The following is an 18,351-nucleotide window of genomic DNA, read 5'->3' on the forward strand; positions in this document are numbered from 1 at the left end:
GTGTTAGCGAAGGGAATTGGGCGAGGAGCTTTCGACATGGCATAACGCCAGATCCCGGCGCGAGTGACCGGTGAAGTCGAATTCGGATCTCCGCTCCGAGCTGCGACTGTGGTCGTGCATCGTTGTACAACAAGGCTGAAGAACGCTCACAAATCCGTTCTTCGGCGATGTTTTTGGTTGATGCAGGCAGTTCTTTATGTGCGTCACCAATCCTCGTCCCATCAGGTGCTGCATAATGGCGATATCGACGCAGTTCAATGCTCATGCAATATCGGCTGACGGCACTCATCTCGGTCGTTCAGCCGCCTTCGGCATACAACGCGCTGGTTTCGAGCGAATAGTAGCAGCGGTTTGCCTTGCGTAAGGTGGTGCGGCTTGTGCCCGCCAAGTCTCCCACTTCGCCCGCCCACAGCTGCCCGAATTAGCAGCAACTCATCGATGTGTGCCGCGTTGTGGATAGTTCCGTCAGCGCTGTCTCTCGGCCGACGCGGATGAAGGTACTTGAGCATGAGGACATCCGGCGGAGCGGCTGCTGGCGGATGGTACGACCATTTTGGCGCTGAAGGAGTAGCTGGGAAGCGCGCTTGATATCCGACACCTCATACCGTGTAACTTCGCCTTCCATTTAGATGCTGGCGTGCTGACCCCATGCTGCGGCACAATCGCTCAGCGGCCTTCCACGTTTGATTATCGGCAGCATGACGACCCAGCCGTTGCCTTCGCCAATTTCTCGTGCCTCAGCAGCTATTCGCCCCTGGGATGCCGATCCCGAAATGCCGCCTATATGCGAGATCGAGGATACGATTTGCGAGTTTCGAGAAGCTGTATCCGGCGGCCGTCGCAGCCCGGACGTAAGAGTGCGTACCATTGAGAGAGGGACTGAAGTTTATCTCCAGAAAAAAAGGCTGGCCGGATCGATCAATCCGGAAGTCGACTCGGGCATAGTCACGGCCGAGGCAGGTACGGAAGGCCGCAACCGAAATATCCCGCAACATCGTTGTAAGCTCACACCCAACTTGCGCAGGGCAGACCTTCTGCGGCTCTGCGCCCCCGATATGATTCTTGTCGTCCCTGGTGATAAGGCGTACCTCCCGCTCACCGAATTCGTGCTCCACCAGAGGTAACACCTCGAGCTCTTCATTTCCCAACAATGCGACGCAGATCTCCCGTCCGTCGATGTATTCTTCGACCAGTGCATCCTGCCCGTAATGCGTGACTATCTCTTCTACGGCTTGCTTCAGACGGGTGGGCTCGTGTACGAGTTGTAACCCCGAGCTGACAGCCTCGTAACGTGGCTTCACTATGAGCGGAAATCGCAGATCGCCGGTGCTTTCGGTTCCGCGACGCATCACCTGAAAATTCGGCGTCGGGCCGCCGTCATCGCGGACGAGCTTCTTGGCGATGACCTTGTCAAGCTCCAACGCCGCCGCGACTGGACTCGGTCCCGTATACGGAATGCCTGCCATCTCAAGTAAGGTGGGTACCTGGCTGCAACGCCACTCACCTTTAATTCCATAAGCCATGTTGAAAACCATTCCGGAGGGGCGGGCTTGCGGATCCAGTGGCATGAACCGCTCGAGTGTTGTGAGTAGTCCTTTATCGCCTTCACACAGGAATGTCTCGTGGCCCCCTTCCTGCAGCGCCCTCATCAAACTCGTGATGGTCGCGCGGTGTATATCCGGAATGGTTGCATTGAGATCGCTTGGCTCGTTCCACACCACTGCTACGCGCATGAACTACTCCTTGATGTTCGCCCACTGCTTTCTTCCGCTCGAACGCCTCGCTTGAGGAAAACAGCTCGCCTGCATACTGCGCTCTTGCCAATACGAGAACGGCGTCCACGCATTGAGTCCAATCGTGCGGGCAAGCCGCAATTTTCTCGAAAGGAGATCGCCAAGCCTTCCCCACGGCCCAGGATCAAGCAATCTGCGTGCCACAAAACGTGAGGGGACCCCGCTTAAGGGGGACGTCTTGCGCCGCTCTGGCGGAACTACCGCATCTCAGCGCGTCACGTTTCCTACATCGACGCTTGAATCGAACACGCGGAACGGGCCGTGAGCTGGGAAACAGCATCGGCACGAGAAATCGTGCCAGTGCCGCAAATGATCGGCATTCTCCCAATAGGACAGACGGAATGAATTTTTGGGAGAGAGGTAAGAGGAACATGAATGAACCCTAAGAGGATCAAGGTTCGCCTTCGGCGGGACGGGTGTGTGCATCAAAGATCATGCTCGTCTAGCCCCCTTTCTCGAAAGCCACCACGGGTAGTCCTGTATACGAGTCACCGAAGAGAACTGGGGCGTTCCTCGCCGGTCGGGGTTGAGACGGTACCGCGATAAGGAGTGGAAGATCACTCGGTTGCTGTAACGCAACCATACGCCTCTGAGATCGCATTAACAGTTCGGGTGCGGGCGCCGACTCCATCCTTCTGGTCCTGATCCAACAGGGAAGAGTCAGCCGAACGCGCGATCAACTTCAACAAATTTTGTTCATACCCAGCCTTTGGAAGAAAAGGGCGACGATTCCTACAAGTCCCATCTAACGCAATTTTGAAGGGACCAAAGTAGCACCAAGAAATGCGAGCGAGATCTTTCAACACGGGTAAAATCTTCTCTATCGTTGATCCGAGCATCAGCCGCCATTGCACGGATGAAATCATGGGCGCGCTTTGCTCTCCGTTTCGAGAAGATCGTTCGCCGCGGCTACAAGGCATGCCGTCGCCTCCTGTACCTCGCGTTCGGAAATTGTCAAAGGCAGAAGTAGCATCGCATGATCACCCGTCTCTCTTTCAGCACCGCCACTACTGGCGTAGATGACCAACCCACGTTTGAGCGCAGCGCGCTGAAATCGATCACCGAAGCCATCAGACGAAGGCGTTCGCGAACTCTTGAACCTGTTACCGATGTCGAAACCGACCATTAACCCCATGCCGCGGACTCTGTCGACCAACACACTAGGTAGTTCCTTGCGGAGCGAAGCTCGTAATAGCTCTCCCATGCGAGCCACATTTGCAGCAACGCTTCCATCTGCCAACCGGTCTAAGACCGCCAGTCCCACGGCTGCACCAGCAGGGCTGCAAGCAAATGTCTGACCGTTCTGGAAATACTTGTCACGGGCCAGCGGCCCACGAACCACACGATCATTCACAAGAATAGCAGACAATGGGTAATAGCCAGCGCTGATTGCCTTTCCGCAGACAACGATATCAGGCTCGACGTTCCAGTGCATGCATGCGAACGGCGTTCCCGTACGAGCAAAACAAGTCATGACTTCGTCAAGAATAAGAAGTATGTCATACTGGCGGCAAATCTCCGAAATCCTCGGCAGATACCGTGGGTCTGGCGGACCAGCACTCAGAGCGGCACCAACGATCGGTTCGACGATCACAGCTGCGACATTCTCCGGACCTTCTTCGAGGATCGCATCTTCGATCGATTGTGCACATTGTACCCCGCAAGTCTCAGCTTGAACTCCGAACTCGCATGCGACGCAATGCGCGTGAGAAGCCTTGGCGCAAGGCGCAAGCACGCTCTCATAGGGCTTCCGGCGCGCGACAAACCCACCCGCGCTGAGCCCCGCAATTGTATTCCCATGATAGGACGCGTTGCGTCCCAGGATCTTGCGCCGCTGAGGGCGCTCTGCGGCGAAATGATGCTGGATCGCCAACTTAAGCGATGCTTCAACCGCGTCGGAGCCACTGCTGAAAGTGATTGCTCGTGACATGCCCGGGGGGCCAAAATCGAGCAATCGGCCCGCGTAACGCTCGACGATCTCCGAGCTAAAATGCCGCGAAGGGAAAAGCGTCAACTTGCGGCTTTGAGCATAAAGCGCATCGATAATTTCTTTGTCACCATGACCGAAGATGAGAGATCCGGAGCCGCAGGACGCATCTAGATATCGTGTCCCATCGGAGTCCAGGAGATAATGCCCATCGCCGCCGACTATTCGCGCGCCAAGTTCACCCGGCATCGAATAGGCGGTCCGCGAGGGGAGGACACGGATATCTGCCAAGCAGCCTCCATCGCCGCTCGAAGTTAGCGGCCTAATTTGCACCTCAGGTATGCCCCCGTACGAAAAGTATTATTCACGGCAGATGGCCAACCCACTAGCCGGCTTGCCACTCAACAAGCCCATGCTCTATACCACGATACCATGGTGAAGGTCGCTTTCGCTCGGAGCCTGCAAACATACGGTTCCCGATAATGGAGCGGTAGAACAGCGCTAGCATCTAAGCGGTCGCGCACGAGATGCAGCTCACGCTCGACCGCCTCGCGAAATGCGTAGGCTGGGATGCCGTCGAGTTCGCCCACGCCCGGCAGCGGATAGCTGCCGCCCCGCACCTCGTTGGCATTACTGCTCGCGAAGACTCGACAAAACAAGGCAGCAGTACCTTGACCAACGACCGCCACCAACGAGGCTCGGCCATCCACGTGAAGCGCCATAGGTCGGCGACCTTCTTTGATTTCGATGACGGCCTCACGGTCGTGCCCCGCCGCCGGCTCTTGGATCAAATCATCCAAGCCCCGACAGCCGATGCTGTTCGGCAAGGTCACACCGTGCTTCAGGAACTCCAAGGTCGAGATCGAAATGAATGTATTCACAGATGCAACACATACTTTGCTATTGTCGTCTTGCCGGCTACTTCAAGCCCATTGACATCAGCCAACTACGAAGACCGTTGTTCCGACCGGTTTCATCAGCTCGACGCAATCAAACGACTCGAATGGACCTGCGACGGTTCTCATTCCTACTGACTAGCTGGTTTAACATGCCGCCGCTCTGCGCGCACCGACCTGTTCTGGTGGTCCTGGTCAACGGGCTACCGAACGCCATCCGGCATTAGTGGGGATCTTACGCTGCGCTCACGGCCCATAGTTTAGCAGGCGAAATAGCTTGGTTTCTGATCAATTTGCTCCCAATCAAGCAGAACTGGGACTCCTCGGCCGTGCCACGAGCTCCACGATCAGTGCATGGGACGGTCGACTAGCGCTTCAATGCGCGTTACCCTTCAATTCCCGAGGCAGCTAAGCCCGGCAGCTACTGCCGCCGGCGTGATGCGGTACAATCGCTTCCGCAGACTCTCGCCTGACTTGGTGCAAGCCTGCTATCACGACGGTCCATTCGACAACCCTCTGTCAGGAGGCCGGCTTACATTGTCGCGAGCTGGAGTAGCTCAACACCACATCGTTCTTGATGGAAGACCCGACGTGGTGCGATGTCGACGAACAAGCGGTGCAGCAGCTCCGCCTGATCAGTTGTGCAGATCATCTTGTGAACGCCTGCGCGACGCCATGCGCAAAAGAGACATGCTCAAGCTCCTTTCAGACGGCTCTCGCTTTGATGGACGGCGGCATCGTCTTGCGCCCACCATCACTTTAACCTCAGCCTGTTTCTTGATCACGTCCGTGCAACATCTGCTCTAGAGAACTTTTGCTTGTCTCATGGTCACGACGCCTGCGCTACGGCATGCCTGGACGGAGCACCGGAGGGCCGGGGCCGCCTCGCCGCCAGTTGGGCACAATACGTATCCATCAAGTACACCGAGCGCCTAGCTGAAGCTGGTGTCGAGCCGTCCGTCGGCCTATGACAACGCTCTCGCCGAAACCATCAACGGTCTCTACAAAGCCGAAGTGATCCATCGGCGCGGGCCATGGCGTAGCTTCGAGGCCGTCGAGTTCGCGACCCTGGAATCGGTGGATTGGTTCAACAACCGGCGGCTGCTGGAGCCCATCGGCAACATTCCGCCGGCCGAAGCCGTACGCCATGCTGGAACAGCCGGCCATGGCGGCATAACTAAAACCAAATGGCCTCCGGCAAACCCCGGGGCGGTTCAGTTCGTGCCGGCCGAGTTCAATAGCCACAGACTTACTTGGCTGAATTGGCGACTGGGCAGGACGATGATGACGGACCGACCAAGTACGTCCGCTCCTAATTACTCAGTACTAACGTTGATCTGTCGGCCACAAGCGCTTTCCTTCAGAGGTCCCGGTCCTCTTTCATGTCACCAACGCACATTCCAGATGATTAGCCGAAGCACCTCTGAGACCATTTGTCGGAATTGCTACATCTTGTTGAGCTCGTAACCAGAGTCCGATTGAGAAAACGAGCCTGAAAAGGTGGACTCTCGCAGTTGGCACGACCCTTGAAGAGGACTTGTCATCCGGTATCGTCTCGCAAGGAATCGCAAGATGGCTTACGAAATGTCGTCGTCACGGTCCACCGCATGCGTAGCGCGAATTCGGCTTTCCTGACGCCGCAATTCAGTCCATTGCGACTCGCGCATGACGCGAGGCAGCTATCATCTGATGTCGGTGATCACCCGCTGGGGCTTGCTGCTTGGGTTCGAATCTTCGACGCGCGCAAGTCTCGCCGAGAATTGGGGACGGCGGTAAGGGCGCTGGTCATGTGCTAAATAGATACTCGTTCTTTGGGAAGGCCCCGACCCTAGTTCTCGAGTGGCTCACGCAGCTGACGCGCCTTATCTCTGCGCGACTGCCCACAGTAACGCATAAGCCTGTGTTACTGGGCGAACGCAAAATCCGTGCGCGGAAGAGGACTCTCTCGCTTAACAAGCGATCATCGACCCGCCGCGGCAACTAGGCGGCACGGATTGCATGGACAAGAGAACCAAGACAAAGCTAACATATTTGCAGCGCGCACGGGCGGGGGCGGCCGTTTGCGATCACCTGGTTATCGAGCTCCGCGAAACCGCACGACTTGCGTTGCCGCTGACGCTAGCACAGCTGGGGCAGATCGCAATGACGACCACCGATCTGGTCTTAATTGGGCATTTCAGCTCTGAGGCGGTCGCCGCGGCAGGGCTGGCGGTGAAAGTCTATTCCGTTTGCGTAACTTTCGGCATGGGCCTACTAGCAGCGGTCGCGACTATTGCGGCAGAAGCGTTTGGGGCTGGTAAACTAGCCTCAGTACGGCGCTCGGTGCGCATGGGGTTGTGGGCCACGTTGCTGCTATCGCTCCCGATTATGCTGCTTCCGCTGCTCAGCGAACAAATGCTAGTTGCTCTCGGCCAAGCGCCGGATGCTGCCCGACTCGCCCAACAATATCTGGTCGGACTGACTTGGGGCTTGGCCCCGGCGCTTTGGTTTCTAGCGATCCGTAGTTTCATGGGCGCAGTCCATCGGCCGCAGCCGATCTTATGGATCATGCTCGCGGCTGTGCCGTGCAATGCGCTGCTGGTCTATCTGCTCATACATGGGAAGCTGGGTCTGCCGAAGCTGGAACTGTTCGGGGCAGGTCTCGCGACCACGCTGGTAAACTTTGCGACTTTTTTGGCCGGATTGTGGTTCGTCACCACGCGACGACCATTCAGTGACTACCACGTACTTGCACATCTCTGGCGGCCAGATTGGACCCAAATGCGCAGGCTGATCGTGATTGGAATCCCCGTTTCCATTGCGTTCCTCATGGAAGGCACAATCTGGTCAGCAGCTGCGCTCCTGATAGGTATGATAAGCACCAGAGCGCTTGCCGCCCACCAGATCGCCGCCCAAGTCGGAGCAATCCTGTTCATGATCCCTACCGGGATTAGCATGGCAGCTAACGTCCGCGTTGGCTATGCTCTTGGCCGCAACGATGGTCCCGGCGTCAAGAAGGCAGGTTTGGTCGCGATACTGCTAGGCACGGTGACGTCCGCGATACTGGCTATTCTGATTATAGTTGCGCGTTTCGAGATCGCCGAATTCTTTTTAGGAAACCAAGCGGGCGCGCTAATTGATCTCACCACAGACCTCATTTTGGTTGGCGCAAGCTGTTTCGTCACCACTGCCGTGTACAGCATCGCGCTGGCCAGCTTGCGTGGGTTGAAGGACACGCGGATCCCGCTCCTTTTCGCCGCAGTTGGTTACTGGCTAGTTGGCTTCTCGCTCAGCTGCCTGCTTGGTTTAAAGATCGGCTTTGGCGCAATCGGCGTCTGGGTAGGCCTATCAATCGGAACGACATTGTACGCAGCGCTTCTCGTGCTCCGTTTCTTGCTGCTGGCCAGTAGGCTCGGCCTTCAAGGCCGGTAGCTGCGCGTATAAGATGTGTCATACCGGGCGAGCGCCGGTACCGGCGTATCCGTTCCGAGTAGGCCGCACGATCTACGCTTGATCAGTCCTGGGTTTTCTTTGTAGAGCTAGTGTCCCGAGTCACAAGTTCGCAATCGTAGATTCGCAGTAGATTCGCGTCGCCGTGCCGGAAATGGGGCTGTAACAGCGATGGAGGATCTGATGGCGGTCCAGCATGCGCCCTTGATATTGAGCGATGATCAGCTTGCCGAACTTCAATCGCTGGCGATGCGCGGAAGCCGGCGCAGGCGCTGGCTCTGAGAGCCCGGATCGCGCTGACCTGCGCGGAAGGCCGCCAAAACAAGGAGTCGACAGATAAGCTAGTACCCACTTTTCTTGGATCGTGAGTCGTGATTCAAGATCGGGATGATACCCGAAGCAAGAGAAGTCCACCTTTCGAGGAAAGACCGCCAGGTGCTTGAGGCGTGTTGTCGCTCGCCGGTGACGTTGCAGCGCGATTTGAAGCGGGCGCGGATAGTTCTGTTGGCGGCGGACGGGCGCAGCACCTGGTCGATCGCCAAGGAAGTTGGGGTCCAGCCGCGGATTGTCAGCCTTTGGCGGTATCGCTATGCCGACCATGGTCTTGAAGGGCTGAAGGACAAGCCGCGGCCTGGCAAGCAGCCGATCTATACGAAGACGACCGACAAGCGGATTCTGAGGCTGCTGGACAAACCGCCCCCGGAAGGGTTTGCGCGCTGGACCGGCCCTCTGCTGGCCGAGGCGCTGGGCGATGTTGACGTCCAATATGTCTGGCGGTTCCTGCGCAGCCACAAGATTAACCTGGCGGCTCGCAAGTCCTGGTGCGAGAGCAACGACCCGGACTTTACGGCCAAAGCCGCCGATGTTGTTGGCCTCTACGTCGCCCCGCCCGCGAAGGCCATTGTGCTATGCGTGGACGAGAAGCCCTCGATCCAGGCTTTGGAGCGAGCGCAGGGCTATCTGAAACTGCCCAATGGCCGCGCCTTGACCGGCCAGAGCCACGATTACAAGCGGCATGGCACCACAACACTGTTTGCGGCACTCGAAGTCGCCACCGGGAAGATCATCGCAGCTCATTCAAAACGGCGTCGCCGCGTCGAATTTCTCGACTTCATGAACAGCGTCACCGCGGCCTTTCCGGGCCGAAAGCTTCACGTCGTCCTCGACAATCTCAACACCCACAAGAAAAACGAACATTGGCTCAAGGCCCACCCCAACGTGCAATTTCACGCCGACAAGCGCGTCCTGGCTCAATCAGGTCGAGGTATGGTTTTCGATCTTGCAGGGGCAGTCGCTTAGCGGAACCACCTTCACAAGCCTCAAGCAGCTTCAGGACCACATCGATGCCTACGTCAACGCATACAACCACAAAGCCGAGCCCTTCGTCTGGACCAAGGAAAAGGTTCGTCAACGCCGGTTCAAAGGCCGCCGTATCACTCAGCTCTGATTCCGGGTACTAGGCCTGGAGCGGGGGACAGTAGGCAAATGGCGGCGGCGTTTTGTGGAGCAGCGCGCGGCCGGGTTGCACGACGAGCCGCGTTCCGGCGCGCCGCATACCATTGAGGATGCCCGCATCGAAGCCGTGACCGTGCGGACGCTCGGCCTTCGCCATGCCGCGAGAACTCCAATGGGTGGCGTTCTCCGGGCAGCTTCTGAGCGGCCTGTTGGTGTCGACGGTGCACCGCATCTGGCGAGGCTTCGGGCTGCAGCCGCAGCTACTGGAGAGTTCAAGCGCTCGACCGATGCGAATTTTCGTGGTCAAGGTGCGCGACGTCGTCGGCCTTTACGTCTCGCCGCCGGAGCACGCCATCGTTCTGTGTGTGGATGAGAAATCGCCAATCCAGGCGTTGGACTGCAGTCAGCCGATGCTGCCGATGCGTCCCGGCCAGCCGGCCCGAAGGAGCCATGACTGCAAGAGGCACGGCACCACATCGCTGTTCGCAGCCCTCGACATTGCGACCAGACGGGTCATCGGCAAGTGCTATGGACGCCACCGCGCCGACGAGTTTCGCAAGTTCCTCATCGAGATCGAGGCCGCCGCGCCGCGCGAGCTCGACGTCCATCTCGTCAAGGATAACTATGCCACGCACACTGGCCAAAAGGCCACGTTGGCATGTGCACCTGACCCCGACCAGTTCGTCATGGCTCAATCAGGTCGAGCGCTTCTTCGCCCTTCTTACCGGCGTCTATCGCATCGTCGCCGCCCTCAGGGCGGACGTCACCTCGTTCACGATCCAAAACCATTCCGATTGACCAAGTCCGCTGATGACATCCTTGCTTCCATCGAGAGCTTCTGCCGATACAATGCCCCGGCAGCACACGAAGCAAGGGTTATCCAACAAAGGCGACTTTGGCTTTCCCGGCGGTGGACCTCTCGCTCGACCACGCTTGCTCGCCGACCCGGCTGCTTCCTGCCGGTACGTGTCCTCTCCCGGCTGTTCCGCCCTGCATGAACTGCAAGCCGCCTTCGATTGCCTGGCCCAAACTGGAGTTCTTGGCGATCTCGCCAATCGCGCTAAATTCGCCGAGCGCTTGGCGCAACTTCGACGGAGCGCTTTGGTCGTCTATGCCGAAGCCGCAATTCGGTCGGCTCGAACAGACTGTGGCGCCACACGATTGCCCAAAAACTGTCCAGAGTCAGAATTGCCGAAGTGCCAGGGCTGCTCGACGTGGCGGCCGAGCACTGCCATCCGAGCTGCCCTGATAGCGCCCTCGATGCGGCCCCTTCACCAGACTTGCCGAAAGGCTTTTCCGTGTCGCCGGAATATATCCCGCAACTTCCAGAGCTGTGGCCACCAGGTCGCTTAATCGGCAGGCACCGACCTCCAGCCGGAGCCGATCAAGCTGATCACATGCGCCGCCGTTCGACGACAATACGTTCTCAAATCGAAACCATTCGTTTCAGCGAAGGCGGCGTGGTTGTAGCAGCGATCTCCCGACTGCCTCGCGGTAAATCGCGGGCGCGATTTGGTGAGGGACGAGCGTTGGATAACGGCTGCTAGTCGTCGAGTCGGCCCGGCGACATCATCCGCCGCAAGCCGCCGTCCCGACCGATCCTATTACTATCAAGTCCTTCTCACCAGAGTAGGTAGTGCCTCGATCCTTGCTAATGATGTAACAACAATTGCGAAGAAGGCCATGATTCTACTTATCACAACAGGATAAGGTGCAGAAATGACAGTAGTCAATCCCCTGCGCCTCGCCTTCTTCCTTCTAGTGCAGGACGAATGCCCTTACCAAAAACGGACTACCAAGCTCTAGACACAACGCCTTCACCATACGGGTTGCACAGGGTTTGAGAGTTGCACCGCTTCGTCCTGCGTTCGCACCCTGCCGTTCGGACGGTGAGAATGAAGGGTTGCGCATTACCCCATTCACACTTCCCTGTGATCAATAGTCAATCCGTCGCACCTACACCGGACGGGCAGGTCGGGTCTGGAAAATGGGCGGCGGCAGACGCTAGCTTTGGTGATGGGCGACGGCAGAGTGATGTCAACTGCTGCCGCTGGCAGACCTGGTCTTGTTCTCTCAACCCCAAGGTTCTTCAATGAGGATTTCAAGAAACTTGACACAAAGCCAGATGCAAAGAGCGCGTCGCGAACGCGCTGCGCAAGATCGAGGCGCTGGAAGCCGCGTATGAGCCCACAACTGTCGGACAGCTGGTTTCATTACGGGCGAGGACACACGGCTCAACGACAGCTGTTGACGTATTCGAACGCGGGGAGCGTGCGACCTACTCTGAGATGGACTAAACATCTAACGAATATGGACTGGTGGTCTGATGTGTCGCGATGAACTCGTGTTTCATTGGCTGGTGGGGCGCACGAAGGACATGATGCGTCGCTCGGGCGCGAATATCGCCGCACACGAGCGGAGGCGGTCATTCGCGGGATTCCCGAGATTGCCGAGGTGGCCCGCCGTGCCTGTTCGTGATCTAAAGCGCGGCGAGGAAATCAAGATTTGCGTCGAGCTTAGGAACGACGTCACGCTGGGCAATGGGGGATGGCTCCTTGTCGATCATGCTCGTGCGCACTTGGCGCCATTCAAGGTGCCGCGATACATCGCCATCATTCCCACGCTGCCTAGGACCACCTCCAACAAAAAGTCCTCAAACGAGAGCAGATCGACGTGAGCGATTCGCTTGCCGGTACGTACGACTCTGAAGAGAAGCGCTGGCGCTGAAACTGACCGCAACCCTACAGTTTTCGTCCCCCGCGCAGTTGCCACTTCGGTACTTGCGCGCCCAAAGAAACACCGCGACGACGACCCGACGTTGCGCCATCGAGTCGACACCAATTTTCAGGAGATCCAGAGAGCCATGCCACGTTCTACCCTTCCTCTTTTCGGCGTCAAGGTCGTCGATTTCGGCCAGTACATTGCCGGCCCGGCAGTAGCAATGATCCTCGCCGATCTAGGTGCCACAGTCGTACATATCGACCCCCCAACCGGTCCCCTTTGGGACAGCCCCGCCAACGCTACACTCAATCGAAATAAGCTGATCGTCTCGATCGACATGAAGACTGATGAGGGAGTGTCGCAGGCACAAGTGCTTATTGCGGAGTCGGACATCGTTGTCGAGAACTTCCGCCCGGGAGTGCTGCGCCGGCTCGGGATCGACTTCACCACCCTGCGGAAGGCCCGCCCGGACCTAATCACCGTGTCCGTCCCCGGCTTCGCTTCCAACGATGAATTACGTCGCGACTGGCGCGCTTTCGAATCGGTGATCGCGGCATCCTCTGGCGTGTTTAGCCTAAGCCTGAGCCGCGTACTGATGGGTGTCAGTCCATCTTTTTCGCCGTTGCCTCTTGCCTCCGCCTATGGCGCGATGCTCGCGGTTTCGGCCACGGTGCTGGCGCTGCAAGCGAGGGAGCGCAACGGAGTCGGCGACCAGATCGAAGTACCTCTTGCATGCGCCGTCATGGAGGGACTTGCGTACAATTCGATCGGGATTGAGGACCTTCCGCTGCGATACCAGTCACAACGTGAGCGCGAGATCAACCGGCGGCGCGAAGCGGGCTTGCCAATGGACCTCTCGTACGAGTCCACCCAGGAGCTGCTCGATCCATTCTGCCGCAATTACGAATGCAAGGACGGACGCATGTTTTACGTCCTCTGTCCGGTCCACAAACATCATGCCGAGCGCTGTTTGCAGGTTCTGGGACTATACGATGAACTGGTAGCCGACGGTCTGACAGAAGAAGCAGATATCTATCTTCCTGTTCGCGAATGGCAATCCAACTTCTCGCTGACCACTCTCCCGAAACACTGGGCGGACGAGATCGTCGGGCGGATGAAGGCTGTCTTTCTGACCCGAACCGCAAAGGAATGGGAGCTCGTCTTCGGGGAAAGCCGCATCCCCGGCGCGCCGCAGCGTTGGTTGCGGGAATGGATCTGCGATGATCACGCAGAATGCGCAGGGCTAATGATCAAGGTCGACGATCCGGTGTATGGGCGGATGACCCAGCCCGGACCGATGGCCTGGCTGGAAGAAAGTGGGGAAGCGATGCTGAAGCCAGCATCGCGAAAATGGGTCTCCTTCGACCAGGCAATCGCCGACCTCTCGATAATGTCTGCTAGAGATCGGGCGGATCGGCCTCCGGCAGCGTCAGCGGGATGGCTCGATGGCGTGCGAATTCTCGATATGTGCAATGTCATCGCTGGCCCGCACTCAGTAGGCTATCTTGCCCGCTTCGGGGCGGAGGTGATCAAGATTGATCCGGTGGCACCGCTCTACAACTGTTTGATTACGGTGATCTATGGCATCACCCATATGCGCGGCAAGCGCTCGGTTCTGCTGGATATCGGCTCATCCGGCGGCCGCACGATATTTGAGAGGCTGGTGAAGTCGGTGGACGTCGTAGTTTGGAATGCACCTGACCGGCAGGTCAAACGCATGGGGCTCGACTTGAATGGCTTGAAAGCGCTCAATCCAGACGCGATCTTCTGCCAGCTTGATTGCTTCGGCGGGGTCCGTCGCGGCCCGCGCACCAATTATCTCGGCTATGAGAACCATGTCCAGGCGGCCACCGGGATCATGCTAAGGTCCGGTGGTTCAGCGGAGACCCCCGAGGAATACATTGATGTGGGTACTATCGACGTAATAGGCGGATTAGGCGCGGCTTTGGGCATTGCTGTCGCGCTGTACCAGAAGGTCAGGACCGATCACGTGGGAAGGGCTCGGACGTCGCTGTCGGCAGTCTCCAGCCTGTTGCAGATACCGTTCTGCTACGACTATGAAGGTCGTGGTCAATTCGATGAGCCCGCCGGTATCGATGCCAAGGGCTATGATGCATTAACCAGGCTCTATAAGACGGCCTCTGGTCGCACTCTCCTGCTCAACGCCTCCGAGCTCGATCTGCCTCGGTTTGCGCCGATTGAGGGACTTGAAGGGCTTGCCAATGTGCCGAAGGCGGACCGAGCCTGTTTCCTTGCTGCGGCAATCGCCAAGGGTTCCGCTGAGGAGTGGTTGTCGAGATTTAATGCAGCTGGTATCGGTGCCGCAATTTGCGAAAATCTCGATACCATAAGGTTACAAAATTCAAGGCCGGCGGATGGTGCTGCGGGCACTGAACAGGGCAGCTACTCCTTCTCAAGATTTATTGACCATCCCAGCGGGCATACCATAACGCAGGTTGATCCTTACGCGGTCCGCTCGACGACCGGAAAGATCTATACGTTATCTCCTGCAGAAAAATACGGCGCCTCGACGCGGCAAGTCCTGCGGGGTCTGCAATACACCGACGCCGAAATAGATACCTTGCTCGCTGCGGGCGCCGTAAGCGAAAGCTGGAGTCGCGAGTATTTGCCTAGCTGAAGAGGCCAGCCCGCATGTGTTTACCATCGCGACGATGGAGCTTGGCGAGTAGTCGGCCTTATTTGAGCTGCGTGCGACAAGGATGGCTTCAAAGTCACCGAGCAATTCACTCGCAGCAAGCTGACGCCTTTGCGCGATAAGAATACGAAAAAAACTGCATTCGCATCATGCGCGAATGCAAGCAGCGTTTCTGAACGCCTCACGATCAGAGACGATTCATTGACATAGCGCTGCCCGCGAGCAGGTATCCAAGTCATGGCTCGTCGATGGCCCTCGCACCATACTCTTGGACGAAGAGAAACGAGCGCCCCCAAACCACAGCTCAATGATGAGGCTCTGAATACCAGGAGGCCTCGTCAGCTCCATCGCTATTGCTCAAGATGTCCGCTGATCAGACGCAGGAAGCGCAACAAAGCCGAATGCATCCGGGTCAGGAAACAAAGTAGTCGAAGGGCGGGACGGGGCGCGGCCTTTGAGGTAGCAGCGGCCGAGGTGACCATCGGCCTTCAGGTGTCCGAACAGCGTTCGCAGGTACCGGTTGCCACGCCTCGATATGCGGCCGAGAATGGTTCGATCGCCGGTCGAGATTTGTTTCGGTACGAGGCCAAGCCATGCTGCAAAGTCGGGGCCCTTATGGAAGGCATCACCAGTTCCGATCGCGGCGATCATCGCACTTGAGATGATTGGTCCGACACCCGGCGCACTCATCAGGCGCCGACAGTGTGCGTCTTGATCAGCGAGTTCGTCGATTTCCTTTGTGATCGATGCGACCCGCCGCTCGAGAAAGCGCCAGTCTTCGGCCAGGTCCTGAATGAGCCGAACCACTCGAGGCGACAAGTTATCCGAGAGCATCGAGAGAATTTGTGGAAGTGCCAATCGGAGTGCTGCCGCTCCCTGCCGAACTGCCAGCCCTCGCTCAAGCAAAAAACCTCGTATTTGATTGATGACCGCGGTTCTCTGCGTCACCAATCGACTGCGAACTCTGTGCAGCGCCTGCAAGTCAAGTTGCTCGGCCGATTTCAACGGGACGAAGCGCATGGTCGGGCGCTGCGACGCCTCTGCGATGGCTTCGGCATCACGGAAGTCATTTTTGTGGCCCTTGAGGTATGGCTTCACATACTGTGCCGGCAAGAGCCGTACTTGATGGCCTAATTTCTCGAGCTTGCGAGCGAGGTGGTGTGCTCCTGCACAGGCCTCCATTCCAATCAGGCAGGGCGGAACATTAGCCAGCTACTGCTCAAGCTGATTTCTCGATCGTTTCTTGCGTAGGATGATTGCACCCGTGGCATCGAACCCCACCACATGGAATGTGTTCTTGCCTAGATCGATGCCGATCGTGACAATGTTCGTATGGGACATGGTACGCGCTCCTTCTCTTGCCGTCTATGTTGCCGCTGAGAACGAGCGTGGTCCATGCCATTAACTCCTAAGGCGCGGCTGCTTTGCCCTTGCCGATGCACTCCACCTCCGGGGCCTGGAAGGAATAAAGCTTGAAGCCGCGCTGGCGCTGCTGCTGCGAGCGGATCTGCAAGGCCCGCTGAGCGGGAGGGCGAACCTTGCACACATTGAGTCAATAATCGTTGTAAATGATCGTTGCAGATGTGTGTGTCACTTGATTTTCCGTGCAACTCTTGAGATCGCCCCCCCATGCGATCGTGATCGATTAGCTCGGCCATTTGGCTTTGCCCTCACAGATCCGGGCGGGCGGCTTTTCCGCACCCGACTCTTGCTGAGAGTAACCCGCGTCATATCCGCGCCTGCGCCCTGTGCGAGTGATGCGTGCAGTTGGCAGGCGAAAGCGTGCTGTCAGGGTTTCGAACTCCGGCCAGCCTATGCGCCGACTTTTGTGGCTGCGCCGTCCCCCTGTCCGTCTCTTGCCTCTCGCCGCTCTCGAGAACGCCAGCTCGCAGCCACAGCTCGATGAGCCGTAGGATGATCCTGTGCGCCACCATCCGCAGCAGACACTCGTGCTCGACCGAGTCGAAGAAGCTGCGAATGCCGGCATCGAGCACCCAGTTCACACGCTGGCTCATGATTGCCCTATGCAGGGCATCAAGCGCCATGAGGATTCCGCCCCGGCCGGAAGCCGTAGGAGAACCCGAGGAAGTCGGCCTCATAGACGGCGCTCAACATCTCGGCCACGGCGCTTTGGACAACCTTGTCCTCTAGCGCCGGCACACCGAGAGGTCGCTTACCACTATCGGCTTTGGGGATGTAGACGCGCCGCACCGGCTGTGGTCGGTAGCGACCTGAAGTGGCCCCCGGATTTGGGACCAGAAGCCTAGTTGGAATGTAGCCGTTCCGTTTGGTAAACGGAGCGGACGATGACGAAGAAGACGAGACGGAAGATCGACGCGGCGCTGAAGGCGAAGATCGCTTTGGAGGCGCTGCGTGAACAGGTGAGCGTGGCCGATCTGGCGCAGCGCTACGAGGTGCATCCCAACAGATTTATTCCTGGAAGAAGCAACTGCTGGATCAGGCGGCCAGAGCTTTTGATCCCGCTGGGGAGGCGGCGGACGTTGGTCGCGACCGTGAGATCGAGAAGCTGCATGCCAAGATCGGGCAGTTGGTCGTGGAGCGGGATTTTTTAGCGAAGAGGTCCGGAAGATGAGCGTCCCGGACCGCAGGGCGAAGCTCGACCGCGCGCATGGCGTGCTGTCGATCCGCCACCAGTGCCGGCTGCTCGGGCTGTCGCGCTCGGGCGTTTACCGGACGCCGCAGCCGGCCAATGACGACGATCTGACGCTGATGCGCCAGATCGACGAACTGTTCACCGCGCGGCCGTTTCTGGGCTCGCGGCGGATGGCGTGGCTGCTGAGCGAGGATGGCGTTCCGATCAACCGCAAGCGCGTGCAGCGGCTGATGCGCAAGATGGGGATCGAGGCACTGGGGCCGAAGCCGCGCACCAGCAAGCCTGCGCCGGGGCACCTGATCTATCCCTATCTGCTGCGCGGCATGACCATCGACCGGCCGAACCAGGTCTGGGCGACCGACATCACCTACATCCCGATCGGACGCGGCTTCCTCTATCTGGTGGCTGTGATCGATTGGGCGAGCCGGGCCGTGCTGAGCTGGCGCCTGTCCAATACGATGGACGTGTCGTTCTGCATCGACGCCCTGGAGGAGGCGCTGGCGCGGTTCGGCAAGCCGCAAATCTTCAACACCGATCAGGGCAGCCAGTTCACCAGCGCGGCCTTCACCGGCGTGCTGGAGGCCGCCGGCATTCGGATCTCGATGGACGGTCGCGGCCGCTGGATGGACAACGTGTTCATCGAACGGCTGTGGCGCAGCCTCAAGCACGAGGACGTCTATCTCAAATTCTATGCCGACGGCAAAGAGCTGCACGCGGGCCTCGCCGACTGGCTGGTAGGTCGAGGCCGTGCTCATGGAACCACAGCAGCGCCTGCCGCGCGGTCCCGAGTTCCTCGATCTTGTCGAAGACGAGCGTAATGGCGTCCTGCACACGCCGGTCCGGATCCTTCTCGTAGCGAT

At 58.3% G+C, this 18,351-nt stretch carries 11 protein-coding genes and 3 pseudogenes; 8 read left to right on the forward strand and 6 right to left on the reverse strand.

The window, feature by feature from the left end; all coding sequences use genetic code 11:
* Positions 1-737 precede the first annotated feature (737 nt).
* The 3 genes from GPL20_RS10990 to GPL20_RS11000 all read right to left on the reverse strand — a co-directional run bounded on the left by GPL20_RS10990 (position 738) and on the right by GPL20_RS11000 (position 4,574).
* On the reverse strand, positions 738-1,733 hold the full coding sequence (locus GPL20_RS10990; RefSeq protein ID WP_157329542.1) for a D-alanine--D-alanine ligase family protein: 996 nt from the start codon (positions 1,731-1,733) through the stop codon (positions 738-740).
* 922 nt (positions 1,734-2,655) lie between these two features.
* The gene (locus GPL20_RS10995; protein WP_157329543.1) at positions 2,656-4,011 is read right to left on the reverse strand and encodes an aminotransferase family protein; all 1,356 of its coding nucleotides are present in this window, start codon (positions 4,009-4,011) and stop codon (positions 2,656-2,658) included.
* Between the two features lie 110 nt (positions 4,012-4,121).
* Positions 4,122-4,574, reverse strand: a complete 453-nt coding sequence (locus tag GPL20_RS11000) for a hypothetical protein (protein ID WP_157329544.1) — start codon at positions 4,572-4,574, stop codon at positions 4,122-4,124.
* Between the two features lie 941 nt (positions 4,575-5,515).
* Here GPL20_RS11000 and GPL20_RS11005 point away from each other — a divergent pair.
* From GPL20_RS11005 to GPL20_RS11015, 3 genes and pseudogenes are all read left to right on the forward strand, one after another.
* Positions 5,516-5,793 (forward strand): annotated as a pseudogene (locus tag GPL20_RS11005) (IS3 family transposase); the annotation flags it as partial.
* Between the two features lie 821 nt (positions 5,794-6,614).
* Positions 6,615-8,027 (forward strand): MATE family efflux transporter, encoded by a 1,413-nt coding sequence (locus GPL20_RS11010; protein ID WP_157329545.1) that lies wholly within the window; start codon positions 6,615-6,617, stop codon positions 8,025-8,027.
* Positions 8,028-8,432: 405 nt separating this feature from the next.
* Positions 8,433-9,492 (forward strand): annotated as a pseudogene (locus GPL20_RS11015) (IS630 family transposase).
* Positions 9,493-9,501: 9 nt separating this feature from the next.
* Here the strand turns inward: GPL20_RS11015 and GPL20_RS11020 are convergent.
* Positions 9,502-9,657: a hypothetical protein gene (locus GPL20_RS11020; RefSeq protein ID WP_157329546.1), complete on the reverse strand. Its 156-nt coding sequence runs from the start codon at positions 9,655-9,657 to the stop codon at positions 9,502-9,504.
* On the opposite strand from GPL20_RS11020, the gene GPL20_RS11025 reads away from it, so the two are divergent.
* The 3 genes from GPL20_RS11025 to GPL20_RS11035 all read left to right on the forward strand — a co-directional run bounded on the left by GPL20_RS11025 (position 9,656) and on the right by GPL20_RS11035 (position 14,859).
* Positions 9,656-10,498, forward strand: a complete 843-nt coding sequence (locus tag GPL20_RS11025) for an IS630 family transposase (RefSeq protein ID WP_157329547.1) — start codon at positions 9,656-9,658, stop codon at positions 10,496-10,498. The two genes, GPL20_RS11020 and GPL20_RS11025, sit on opposite strands and share 2 nt — an antisense overlap.
* 1,382 nt (positions 10,499-11,880) lie before the next feature.
* Positions 11,881-12,177: an AMP-binding enzyme gene (locus tag GPL20_RS11030; protein WP_246250330.1), complete on the forward strand. Its 297-nt coding sequence runs from the start codon at positions 11,881-11,883 to the stop codon at positions 12,175-12,177.
* Positions 12,178-12,363: 186 nt separating this feature from the next.
* Entirely contained in the window at positions 12,364-14,859 is a 2,496-nt protein-coding gene (locus GPL20_RS11035) for a CoA transferase (RefSeq protein WP_157329549.1), read from the forward strand.
* A 516-nt stretch (positions 14,860-15,375) separates the two neighbouring features.
* Here the strand turns inward: GPL20_RS11035 and GPL20_RS11040 are convergent.
* Positions 15,376-16,218: pseudogene (locus GPL20_RS11040) on the reverse strand (IS110 family RNA-guided transposase); the annotation flags it as partial.
* A gap of 386 nt (positions 16,219-16,604) precedes the next feature.
* A complete protein-coding gene (locus GPL20_RS40390) occupies positions 16,605-16,922 on the reverse strand; it encodes a hypothetical protein (RefSeq protein ID WP_488226128.1) in 318 nt (105 codons plus the stop codon).
* 261 nt (positions 16,923-17,183) lie between these two features.
* Here GPL20_RS40390 and GPL20_RS11055 point away from each other — a divergent pair, with 261 nt between their 5' ends.
* Together GPL20_RS11055 and GPL20_RS11060 are read left to right on the forward strand one after the other, a co-directional pair.
* A complete protein-coding gene (locus GPL20_RS11055) occupies positions 17,184-17,450 on the forward strand; it encodes a hypothetical protein (RefSeq protein WP_157329551.1) in 267 nt (88 codons plus the stop codon).
* 16 nt (positions 17,451-17,466) lie between these two features.
* Positions 17,467-18,309 (forward strand): IS3 family transposase, encoded by an 843-nt coding sequence (locus GPL20_RS11060; RefSeq protein ID WP_157329552.1) that lies wholly within the window; start codon positions 17,467-17,469, stop codon positions 18,307-18,309.
* Positions 18,310-18,351 lie beyond the last annotated feature (42 nt).

This window comes from Bradyrhizobium cajani, assembly GCF_009759665.1.
Lineage (GTDB): Bacteria > Pseudomonadota > Alphaproteobacteria > Rhizobiales > Xanthobacteraceae > Bradyrhizobium > Bradyrhizobium cajani.

Coding starts and splice junctions, on each gene's coding strand:
- GPL20_RS10990 (WP_157329542.1), bottom strand. CDS start 1,733: ATGCGCGTAGCAGTGGTGTGGAACGAGCCAAGCGATCTCAATGCAACC.
- GPL20_RS11010 (WP_157329545.1), top strand. CDS start 6,615: ATGGACAAGAGAACCAAGACAAAGCTAACATATTTGCAGCGCGCACGG.
- GPL20_RS11025 (WP_157329547.1), top strand. CDS start 9,656: ATGCCGCGAGAACTCCAATGGGTGGCGTTCTCCGGGCAGCTTCTGAGC.
- GPL20_RS11020 (WP_157329546.1), bottom strand. CDS start 9,657: ATGGCGAAGGCCGAGCGTCCGCACGGTCACGGCTTCGATGCGGGCATC.
- GPL20_RS11030 (WP_246250330.1), top strand. CDS start 11,881: ATGCGTCGCTCGGGCGCGAATATCGCCGCACACGAGCGGAGGCGGTCA.
- GPL20_RS11035 (WP_157329549.1), top strand. CDS start 12,364: ATGCCACGTTCTACCCTTCCTCTTTTCGGCGTCAAGGTCGTCGATTTC.
- GPL20_RS40390 (WP_488226128.1), bottom strand. CDS start 16,922: ATGGCGCTTGATGCCCTGCATAGGGCAATCATGAGCCAGCGTGTGAAC.
- GPL20_RS11055 (WP_157329551.1), top strand. CDS start 17,184: ATGACGAAGAAGACGAGACGGAAGATCGACGCGGCGCTGAAGGCGAAG.
- GPL20_RS11060 (WP_157329552.1), top strand. CDS start 17,467: ATGAGCGTCCCGGACCGCAGGGCGAAGCTCGACCGCGCGCATGGCGTG.